Annotated in this window: 6 protein-coding genes; 4 read left to right on the top strand and 2 right to left on the bottom strand. The window is 73.0% G+C overall.

Annotation, left to right across the window (positions count from 1 at the left end):
• The first annotated feature begins 22 nt into the window (after positions 1 to 22).
• Positions 23 to 2419 (top strand): beta-propeller fold lactonase family protein, encoded by a 2397-nt coding sequence (locus VMF70_13835; GenBank protein HTT69099.1) that lies wholly within the window; start codon positions 23 to 25, stop codon positions 2417 to 2419.
• A 121-nt stretch (positions 2420 to 2540) separates the two neighbouring features.
• Here VMF70_13835 and VMF70_13830 read toward each other — a convergent pair whose 3' ends face one another.
• Positions 2541 to 3536 (bottom strand): beta-ketoacyl-ACP synthase III, encoded by a 996-nt coding sequence (locus VMF70_13830; GenBank protein HTT69098.1) that lies wholly within the window; start codon positions 3534 to 3536, stop codon positions 2541 to 2543.
• An 87-nt stretch (positions 3537 to 3623) separates the two neighbouring features.
• Here VMF70_13830 and VMF70_13825 point away from each other — a divergent pair, with 87 nt between their 5' ends.
• Positions 3624 to 4190 (top strand): nitroreductase, encoded by a 567-nt coding sequence (locus tag VMF70_13825; protein HTT69097.1) that lies wholly within the window; start codon positions 3624 to 3626, stop codon positions 4188 to 4190.
• A 63-nt stretch (positions 4191 to 4253) separates the two neighbouring features.
• Positions 4254 to 4523: a hypothetical protein gene (locus VMF70_13820; protein HTT69096.1), complete on the top strand. Its 270-nt coding sequence runs from the start codon at positions 4254 to 4256 to the stop codon at positions 4521 to 4523.
• Between the two features lie 10 nt (positions 4524 to 4533).
• On the opposite strand, the gene acnA is transcribed toward VMF70_13820, so the two are convergent.
• Positions 4534 to 7203 (bottom strand): aconitate hydratase AcnA, encoded by a 2670-nt coding sequence (gene acnA, locus VMF70_13815; GenBank protein HTT69095.1) that lies wholly within the window; start codon positions 7201 to 7203, stop codon positions 4534 to 4536.
• 155 nt (positions 7204 to 7358) lie between these two features.
• Between acnA and VMF70_13810 the strand changes: the two genes are divergently transcribed.
• Positions 7359 to 11060, top strand: a complete 3702-nt coding sequence (locus VMF70_13810) for a TonB-dependent receptor (protein ID HTT69094.1) — start codon at positions 7359 to 7361, stop codon at positions 11058 to 11060.
• Positions 11061 to 11077: the final 17 nt, after the last annotated feature.

The following is an 11077-nucleotide window of genomic DNA, read 5'->3' as shown; positions in this document are numbered from 1 at the left end:
CCCTTCATCCCGATGCGAACCCATGCGTCCACGCCTCGCCGTCCTCGCCGTATGCCTCCTCGCCGTCGCCGCCGCCGCGTTCGCCGCCCGGGGCCGGCTGCGGCCCGGCCGCCAGGCCGACGGCACCACGCTGCTGGCCGACGGCTGGCGCATCAGCCCCGCGGGCCGCGCGCTCGACGTGGGCACCCTGCCGCTCGCCCTGGCCGTCCACCCCGACGGCCGGGTGCTCGCGCTCACGAGCGGCTACAGCGAGAACCGCTTCGTGGTGATCGACCCGGCCCGGTGGGTGGTGACCGACTCGGTCCCGCTGAGCGCGGCCTGGCTCGGGCTCGCCGTCCGCCGCAGCGGTGACGCGTTCGTCTCGGGCGGCACCACCAACCGGGTGTGGCGGCTGGCGGAGAGCGGCGGGCGATGGGCGCGCGCCGACAGCGTCGTGCTCGCCGACTCGGGCGTCGCGCTGTTCGCGGCGGGGCTGGCGCTGGCGCCGGACGGCACTCAGCTGGCCGTGGTGGGGAACCTGAGCGACTCGGTCTACCTGCTCGACGCGGCGCCGCTCAAGCGGGCGGCCGCCGCGAGCACCGGCAGCCACCCCTACACCGCGCTGTTCGCGCCCGACGGCCGCACGGCCTACGTCTCCAACTGGGGCGACAGCACCGTCAGCGTCTACGGCGTCGCCGGCGGCACGCTGACGCCGCGCGCCGCGATCGCGGTGCCGCCGCGTCCGTCGGCGCTCGCGATCTCCCGCGACGGCCGGACGCTGTACGTCGCCCACGCCGCCGCGGACGAGGTGTCGGTCGTGGACCTGCGCGAGGGACGGGTCGAGGCCACCATCGCCCTGGGCCTCACCGCGCGGGCGCCGCACGGCAGCGGGCCCGACGCCCTCGCGCTCGCCCCCGGCGGGCGCCGGCTGTACGTGGCGAACGGCGACAACAATGCCGTCGCCGTGGTGGACCTCACCGAGGACGGGGCCCGCGTCGTCGGCCTCATCCCGACGGCCTGGTACCCGACGGCGGTCGCCGTCGCGGCCAACGGCCGCACGCTGTACGTCGCGAACGGCAAGGGCACCGGGGCGGGACCGAACCCGCAGGGGCCGACCGCGCCGGGCTCCAGGCCCGGCCAGTACATCGCCGCGCTGCTGGTGGGCAGCGTATCGCGCGTCCCGGTGCCCGACGCGGCCACGCTGGGCCGCTACACGCGCCAGGTCCTGGCCAACTCGCCCTACCGCGACGCGCTCCTGGCCCGCTCACCGTGGCCGGCGCGCTCGCCCATCCCCGGGGCCGCGGGCGACTCGACGCCGATCCGCCACGTGGTGTACGTGATCCGCGAGAACCGCACCTACGACCAGGTGCTGGGCGACGATCCGCGCGGCGACGGCGACCCGCGCCTCGCCATCTTCGGCGACAGCGTGACGCCCAACGCCCACGCCCTCGCGCGGCGGTTCGTGCTGTTCGACAACTTCTACGTGAACGGCGACGTGAGCGCCGACGGCCACATGTGGTCGGACGCCGCCTACGCGGGCGACTACGTCGAGAAGACCTGGCCCGCCAACTACAGCGGCCGCCGCGACTGGGACTTTCTCGCCGGGCTCCCCGTGCTCGACCCGCTGGCCGGCTACCTGTGGGACGACGCGCGCCGCGCGGGCGTGACGGTGCGCAACTACGGCGAGATGACCCAGTGGGACAGTGCCGCCGGCCGCGCCCGCGCGGACGACAAGGGGCTGGAGCGGATGACCGACCCACGCTACGTCGGATGGGACCTGGCGGTGCCCGACAGCGTCCGGGTGGACGAGTTCCTGCGCGAGCTGGCGGCCGCCGAAGCCGGCGACACGCTGCCGCAGCTGATGATCCTGGACCTCCCGCAGGACCACACCTACGGGCGGCAGCCGGGGCGGCCGACGCCGCGCTCGATGGTCGCCGAGAACGACCGGGCCCTCGGCCGCCTGGTCGAGGCGCTCTCCCGCTCGCGGTTCTGGAGTCGGACGGCGGTGTTCGTGCTGGAGGACGACGCGCAGAACGGTCCCGACCACGTGGATGCCCACCGCTCACCTCTGCTGGTGGCGAGCCCGTGGACGCGGCGCGGCATGGTGGACAGCACGTTCTACACGACCGCGTCGGTGCTGCGCACCATCGAGCTGATCCTGGGGCTTTCCCCGATGAGCCAGTACGACGCGGCCGCGGGGCCTCTCTACCCCGCCTTCACCACCGAGGCCGACAGCTCCGCGTGGACCGCCCTGCCCTCGCGCTGGCCGCTCGGGGAGGTGAACCCGCCGCGCGCCCACTCGAGTCTCGACCCGCGCGTCTTCCGGCGGCCCGACATGGCCGACGAGAACGTGCTGAACCGGGAGATATGGGGGTCGGTACGGCAGAGTCCGATGCCCGCGCCGAGGCACAGCGTGATGATGGTGAGAAGTGAGAGGTGAGGGGTGAGGGGGAGTGAGAGGTGAGAGGCAGGAGCGTGAGGGGTGAGGCGGCGCCTCTCACTTCTCACGTTCCTGCCTCTCACTTCTCATCTGCGCGTCTCACTTCTCACCTCTCACGGCCCTACCACCGGATCGCAGCACTTCCCCACGTGAACCCCGATCCGAAGGCGGCGAGCAGCAGCAGGTCGCCGCGCGCCAGCCGCCCCGCGCGCACACACTCGTCCAGCGCGATCGGGATCGAGCCGGCAGTCGTGTTGCCGTAGCGCTGGATGTTGTTGTAGACCTGGTCGTCCCGCAGGTCGAGCTGGCGCCGGACCATCTCCGAGATGCGCAGGTTGGCCTGGTGCGGGATCAGGATCTTGATGTCCTTCGCGGCGAGGCCGTTGGCCCCGAGCGCGCGCTGCACGCTCTCCGGCATCCGGGTGGAGGCGTGCTTGAAGACCTCCTTGCCCTCCATCCGGGGGTAGATGCGGGCCGAGTCGAGGTCCTCCTGCGAGAGCCGCGGGCGGCGGGCCGAGGCCGGCGCGTCGCAGAACAGCATCTCCGCGTAGCGCCCGTCGGCGAAGATGTGCGTGGACAGCACCCCGCGACCGTCGGCCTCGGTGGGCCCCAGGATCGCGACGCCCGCGCCGTCGCCGAACAGCACCGCCAGGTCCCGGCCGCGCGTCGTGAGGTCCATGCCCGTGGAATGCACCTCGGAGCCGACCAGCAGCACGCGGCGGTACTGCCCCGTCCGGATCCACGCGTCCGCGATCGACAGGCCGTACAGGAACCCGGTGCACTGGTTGCGCACGTCGAGGCACGGGATCTCGGCGACGCCGAGCTTGCGCTGCAGGAACACGCCGGTGCCCGGGAAGAAGTAGTCCGGCGAGAGGGTGCAGTAGATGATGGCGTCGAGATCCGTGGCCTTGAGGCCGGCGTCCGCCAGGGCGCGCCGGGTGGCCTCGAGCGCCATGTCGGCCCCGCTCTGACCCTCCGCGACCCACCGCCGTTCCGTGATGCCCGTGCGGGTGCGGATCCACTCGTCCGACGTGTCCATCCACTGGGTGAACTCGTCGTTCTTCACGACCCGTTCCGGCACGTACATCCCGGTGCTGATGAACTCGGTGCGCGGCATGACGCGATCCCCTTGCCTCGGGCGGGAGGCCGAAAGGGTACGGCCCCGGGATGCCGCCGACAAGGCCCGGCGACTACCTTGTCGGTCATGGATGCGCACGACGCCATCAACGCCCGGGTCTCGACCCGGGCGTTCAAGCCCGACCCGGTTCCGCGCCCCGTGATCGAGCGGCTCCTCGCGGCCGCCGTGCGGGCACCGAACCACAAGCTCACCGAACCCTGGCGGTTCGCCGTCCTGACCGGCGCCTCGGCGCTGCGCTTCGCCGAGCGGAAGCGCGCCCACCGCGCCACGCGCTTCCCCGATCCGGCCGCGCCCGAGGCGGCGAAGGCCATCGACAAGACCTTCCGCGAGGCGCGGGGTACGCCGGCGTTCGTGGTGGTGCTGGGCGCCGAGTCCGAGGACCCCGTGCGCCGGGAGGAGGACTACGCCGCCACCATGATGGCGACCGAGAACCTCCTCGTCGCCGCCACGGCGGAAGGCCTCGGGACCTACGTCCGCACCGGCGGCATCATGCGCGACCCCGCGGTGCGCGAGCTGGTCCGCGCGCCCGAGACGCACCGCATCGTCGCCATCGTCAGCCTCGGCTACCCGGCCGAGGCGGTTCGGCCCGGCAGGCGCTCCGATCCGGCGGAGCGCACCGTGTGGCTCGACTAGCCGAGTGGCCCGGGCCGGCGGCGGGTGGCGAATCCCCCGTCCCCGTGGCTACGTAAGGAGACCATGATCCTTCCGACCCTGATCCTGAGCGGCGCCGCGCTCGTGGGCGGCTTCAGCTGGACGAAGGGCTACGTCCGGCGGCGCCTCCGCTTCGTGGACATGGTGCACACCCGGCCCGCGCCCTGGATCGCGGGGGGCCTGGCGGCCCTGGTCGCGACACCGTTCACGCTGCTGCCCATCGTCACCGGGCTCACGGCCGTCGCCCTCGGCGTCGGCGTGGGATTCGGCGTCAAAGCGGGACAGAACGACAGGCTGCTGCCGCCGGGCGACTAGGCGGCGCGCCTCAGGCCAGCTGCCGCAGGACGTACTCCAGAATCCCGCCGTGGCGGTAGTACTCGACTTCCTTGGGCGTGTCGATGCGCACCGTCGCCCGGAACTCGCGCGTGCCGCTCGCCGCGGTGGCGCGGACGGCCACCTCCTTGGAGCCCGCCAGCGCCGTGGCGACGCCGACGATCTCGTACACCTCCTCGCCCGTCAGCCCCAGCGATTCCGCCGTCTGCCCGGGCTTGAACTGCAGCGGCAGCAGCCCCATCCCGACCAGGTTGCTGCGGTGGATCCGCTCGTAGCCCTCTGCGATCACGGCGCGGACCCCGAGCAGGCGGGGGCCCTTGGCCGCCCAGTCGCGCGAGCTGCCCGCTCCGTATTCCTTGCCTGCCAGGATCACCAGCGGCACGCCCTCGGCCCGGTAGCGCTCCGCGGCGTCGTAGATGCTGAGCTGGGCTCCGTCGGGCAGGTGGCGGGTCACCCCGCCCTCGACGCCGGGCACCAGCCGGTTCCTGATCCGCACGTTGGCGAAGGTGCCGCGCACCATCACCTCGTGGTTGCCGCGGCGCGAGCCGTACGAGTTGTAGTCCTTCGCGGCGACCGCACGCTCGGTGAGGTAACGCCCGGCCGGCCCGTCCTTGCGGATGGAGCCGGCCGGCGAGATGTGGTCGGTGGTGATGCTGTCGCCGAGGTAGGCCAGCGCCCGGGCGCCAGCGATGTCGCCCACCGGGGCGGGCGTCCGCGGCATCGCGTCGAAGTACGGCGCGCGACGGATGTAGGTGGACGCCTCGTCCCACGCGTACAGCTCCCCCTCGGGCACCGGCAGACCCTTCCACCGCTCGTCGCCGTCGAAGACCGCGGCGTACTCCGTGCCGAACATCTCCGGGCGGAGGGCGCGCTCCACGGTCTCGGCCACCTCCCGGGCCGTGGGCCAGATGTCCCGTAGCAGGACCGGCCGGCCCTGCGGGTCCCGCCCGAGCGGCTCCGTCAGGAGGTCGACGTCCATCCGGCCCGCGAGCGCGTAGGCCACCACCAGCGGCGGGCTCATCAGGTAGTTGCCCCGCACCTCCGACTGGATGCGGCTCTCGAAGTTCCGGTTCCCCGACAGCACCGACAGAACGACCAGCTGGCCGGCCTTGATCGCCGCCGAAACCGGCTCGGGCAGCGGCCCGCTGTTGCCGATGCAGGTGGTGCAGCCGTAGCCGACGAGGTGGAACCGCAGCTGCTCCAGATACGGGGTCAGGCCGGCCCGGGCCAGGTAGTCGCTCACCACCTTGGATCCGGGGGCGAGGCTCGTCTTCACCCACGGCTGGCTCGTGAGCCCGCGCTCCACCGCCTTCTTGGCCAGCAGGCCGGCCGCCACCATCACCGACGGGTTCGACGTGTTCGTGCAGCTGGTGATCGCGGCGATCACGATCGACCCGTGCCGCAGGGTATGGCGGTCCCCGTTCACCGCCACCCGCGCCTCGCCGGGCCCCTGGCCCTGCACCAGGCTCGGCAGCGCCTCCGCCCAGGCCGCCTTCGCCCGTCGGAGCCCGATCCGGTCCTGCGGCCGCCGCGGCCCCGCGATGCTGGGCTCCACGGTCGCCAGGTCGAGCGCGAGCGTGTCGCTGAACACCGGCTCCGGCGCGCCGGCCGCGAAAAACAGTCCCTGCTCCTTCGCGTACGCCTCGACCAGTGCGACCCGCCACGCCGGCCTCCCGGTGAACCGCAGATAGCGGAGCACCTCCGCGTCGATCGGGAAGATGCCACAGGTGGCGCCGTACTCCGGCGCCATGTTGCCGATCGTCGCCCGATCCGCGATGGGCAGCGCCGCGACTCCGGGCCCGAAGAATTCCACGAACTTCCCTACCACGCCCTTCCTGCGGAGCATCTCGGTCACGGTCAGCACCAGGTCGGTCGCCGTGGCGCCTTCGGCGAGCTGGCCGCTCAGCCGGACGCCCACGACCTGCGGGATCAGCATCGTCATCGGCTGGCCGAGCATCGCCGCCTCCGCCTCGATGCCGCCGACGCCCCAGCCCAGCACGCCCAGGCCGTTGACCATCGTGGTGTGCGAGTCCGTGCCGACCAGCGTGTCGGGGTACGCCCGGGGCGGCGCGTCGTCGCTGGTGAACACGACGCGCGCCAGGTACTCCAGGTTGACCTGGTGCACGATCCCGGTGTCCGGCGGCACCACGCGGAAGTTGCGGAACGCGCGCTGACCCCAGCGCAGGAAGGCGTACCGCTCCCGGTTCCGCTCGAACTCCAGGTCCGCGTTCGCCTGGAACGCGGTCGCCGAGCCGAACGCGTCGACCTGCACCGAGTGGTCGATCACCAGCTCGGCGGGCAGGAGCGGGTTGATCCGGGCCGGGTCGCCACCCAGCTGCCGCATGGCGTCGCGCATCGCCGCGAGGTCCACGACCGCCGGGACGCCGGTGAAGTCCTGCAGCAGCACCCGGGCCGGCATGAAGGCGATCTCGTGCGCCGGCGCCGCGCCGGGCTCCCACCGCGCGAGCGCCTCGACGTCCGCCCGCCGCACGGCGGCGCCGTCCTCGAGGCGCAACAGGTTCTCGGCCAGGATCTTGAGGGAGAACGGCAGCCGGCCCACGGCGAAGCCGGCCTTCTCCAGGGCGTCCAGCCGGTGGATCTCGTAGCTCCGGTCGCCGACGCGCAGAGTCGATCGGCTCCCGAAGGAATTGAGGCTCGTCATGGTCGCAATATCGTGGGGCCGCCGCGCCCGACGCCACCCGCCCGCGTACGGGAGCGCCGCCGCCGGAGGGCCGGCCGCCGCGCCTAACGCCGCCCGCCCAGCGTCGTCTACCGTTAAGCCGTATGTCCTGCGTGAGCGTGCGAGGTAGGCCGTCGATGCGTCGTCTGGATCTGCTGCTGTGCGTGGCCGTCGGGGTGCTGCTGGCCGCGGCGCCGCCCCGCGCCGCGGCGCAGGCCGAGGCTGGGACCGACATCATCACGGGGGCGATCCTCGGCGACGACGGCAACCCCGTTCAGGACGCCAGCATCGAGGCCTACTCCCTGGAGACGCAGGTCACCCGCCGCGCCCGCACCGACGCGCGCGGGCGGTTCACCATCCTCTTCCCGGACGGCGGCGGTCAGTACCGCATGAGCGTGCGGGTGCTGGGGATGAACCCACGCACCGCCCTGGTGATGCGGGACGCCGACGAGGACCGGCTGGTGTGGAACGTCCAGCTCGAAGCCAGCCCGGTCACCCTCGAGCCCGTCAACGTGAACGGCGGGCCGCTGCTCCGCGGCGGCGAGGGCCCGACGCCCGGCTCCACCGAGCGGGTGCTCACGCCCGACCAGCTCGCCCGGCTGCCCATCGACCCGTCGGACCTGGCGTCGCTGGTCTCGCTGGTGCCCGGCGTGCTGCCGATCGCGGGCTCCGACTCCACGGCATCGGCCTTCTCGGTCGCGGGCCTGGGGCCGGACGCCAACGCCGTCACGCTGGACGGCCTGCTGTTCGGCAACACCACCGTGCCCCAGGAAGGCCTGCGCCAGACGCGCGTCGTCACCAGCACCTACGACGTGTCGCGCGGCCAGTTCTCCGGCGGCCTCGTCTCCTCGACCACCCGCAGCGGCAGCAACGTGCTGCAGGGGTCCTGGCAGGGGCAGGTCAGGAACGAGGACCTCTCGGTGGATCCCGGCGAATCTCCCTACACGCAGGGCTACACGCAGAACCAGCTCAGCGGCGGCATCGGCGGACCGATCGTGAAGGACCGCGCGTTCGTCTTCGTCTCGGGAATGGCGCGGCTGCGCTCCGATCCGCAGCAGACCCTGTTCACGGCCAGCGCCGCCGACTTCTCGCGGCTGGGCGTGTCGCCGGACTCGGTGGCCCGGTTCCTCAAGCTGGCCGATTCCCTGGGCGTGCCCCTCTACGACGTCCCCGGCGCCGACACGCGTGCCAGCAACAACCTCTCGGGCCTGGTGCGTCTCGACTTCGTGCTCAGCAACGCGCACACCCTCACCCTGCGCGGCAACTGGAACGGCACCAGCCAGAATCCGGCGCGCCTCGGATCCCTCGCCCTGCCGCAGACCGGCGGCGACCTGACGAACTCGGGCGGAGGCCTGATGGCGACGATCACGTCGCACTTCGGCGCCACGGTGCTGAACGAGCTGCGCGGCTTCTGGCAGGGGGCGCGCAACGACGGCGACCCGTTCAGCCTCGCGCCCCAGGCGCGCGTCCAGGTCGCATCCGCCCTCCCGGACACCACGACCGGCGTCACGACCCTGGTGTTCGGCGGCAATCCCGGCCTCCCGTCGCGCGCGACGTCGTCCAGCTTCGAGGGCTCGGACGAGATCTCGTGGCTGCCCGGCGCCGGCCATCACCGGTTCAAGGTGGGCGGCAGCTGGCTCACCGAGCGCTCCGACAACCTGCTCGGCGGCGACCAGTACGGCACGTTCACGTACAACTCCCTGGGCGCGCTGGCGGCCGACTCGCCCGCCACCTTCCGCCGCACGCTCGGGATCACACAGCGCCGCTCCTACGACCAGCAGTGGGGCGCCTACGCCGGCGACGTGTGGGTGATCACGCGCCCGTTCCAGCTCACCTACGGCGTGCGGCTCGAGGGCTCGTCGTTCGGCGATCCGCCCGCGTACAACCCGGAGGTCGACTCGACCTTCGGGGTGCGCACCGATCACCTGCCGTCCGAGGTGCATCTCAGCCCGCGGGCGGGCTTCACCTGGACGCTCGGCAGCGCGCCCGCCGGCGAGTTCCGGGCCTTCCAGCCGGCCACCTGGGTGGTGCGCGGCGGCGTCGGAGAATTCCGCAACCAGGCCCCCACCAACCTCGTGGCCCAGGCGCGCGCCGCCACCGGGCTCGCGCAGAGCACGGCGCAGCTGGTGTGCGTCGGACCCGGCGTGCCGGCGCCGGACTGGAGCGGCTACTTCACCGATCCGGATTCCATCCCGCTCGACTGCCTCGGCGGCGGACTGGAGGCCGGCACGCAGGGCGCGCCGACCGTGACGGCCCTCGCCCCCGGCTTCGAGACGCCGCGCGCCTGGCGCGGGTCGCTGAGCCTCGAGCGCCGCCTGACGCAGCTGCTGCGGCTCACGGTCGAGGCCGACGTCGCGGAGGGCGTCGCGCAAACCGGCTACCAGGACCTCAACCTCCTCGCCACGCCGCAATTCACGCTCGCGGCGGAGGGCGGCCGTCCGGTGTACGTCGCGCCGAGCGCCATCACGTCCACCACCGGGGCACCGAGCTTCATCGCCTCGCGCCGGGACACGGCGTTCGGCTCGGTGATCCTCGCGCAGTCGAACCTCCAGACCCGGTCGCGCCAGGTCACCGCCACGCTCGGCGGGGTAGTCGGCCCGGGCATCGTGTTTTCGGCGTCCTACTCCTGGCAGCACGCCGAGGCCCAGCAGACCGGCATCCGCGGCTCGACGGCCGGCGACCCGAACGGGATCGAGTGGGCGCCCAGCGACTACGGTCGTGAACACAGCTTCCTGTTGACCGTAACCTATCCCTTCTCGACGGCGCTCGAGATCACGTCCATCGGGCGGGTCACCTCGGGCACGCCGTTCACGCCGATGGTCGGCGGCGACGTGAACGGCGACGGCCTGCGCAACGACCGCGCCTTCATCTTCGCGCCGGGCGCGGGCAGCGACGTGGCGCAGGCCATGACCCGCCTCCTGGCCACCGCCTCGCCGTCGGTGCGGGATTGCCTGCAGCGGCAGATGGGGACGGTCGCGGGCCCCAACTCCTGCCAGGGACCCTGGCAGGGCACCCTCGACTTCCAGCTGAACTGGCGGCCGGCCTTCTGGGGGCTCAACCACCGGCTCCAGGTGTCGGTGATCACCTACAACTTCCTGCGGGGACTCGACGAGCTGCTGCACGGCGTCAACGGAGCCCAGGGCTGGGGCCTGCAGACTCGGCCGGACGGCACCCTGCTGTACGTGACCGGGTTCGATCCGTCCACCAACAGCTACGCCTACCAGGTGAACGAGCGGTTCGGCGCCACCTACGGCTCGGCCACCGCCTACCGTCCGCCGTTCCAGATCGGCATCCAGGCCCGCCTCACCATCGGCCCGGACCGCGTGCGGCAGGCGCTCGACGCGATGCGCGGCGGGGTGCGCGGCGGCTTCGCCGGCTTCGGCGGCGCCGGCGGGTTCGGGGGCGGTGGGTTCGGCGGCCAGGGAGGCTTCCGGCCGCAGCTCTCGCCCGAGGCGCTGGTCGCACGCATCGACTCCGCCCTCCCGAATCCGGCCGGCATCGCGCTCGAGCTGCGCGACTCGCTGCAGCTCGACTCCGGCCAGATCGTGCTGCTCACGCCCGTCCGGGACTCGCTGGCCGCACGCAACGCGACGAGGGTGGATTCGCTGCGGCACGTCCTGCAACGCCTCGGCGACAGCCCCGCCCCGAACCAGCTCATCGGACTGATGCCCCAGCTGCGGCCGCTGTTCCAGGCCGCCCGCGACGACGTGGCGCGGGCGATCGTCGAGGTGCACGCGGTGCTCCACGAGGAGCAGTGGCAGCGGCTGCCGGCCTCCGTCCGCGAGTTCCAGTCCACGCTGTTCCGCCGCTTCCGCGGCGCGGGGCCCGGGCCGCAGTAGACCGGCCGCCCCGGAGG

The organism is Gemmatimonadales bacterium (genome assembly GCA_035502185.1).
Classification (GTDB): domain Bacteria; phylum Gemmatimonadota; class Gemmatimonadetes; order Gemmatimonadales; family JACORV01; genus Fen-1245.
The sequence above is the reverse complement of the archived record's forward strand: the minus strand, read 5'-3'. Positions and strand labels throughout refer to the sequence as shown.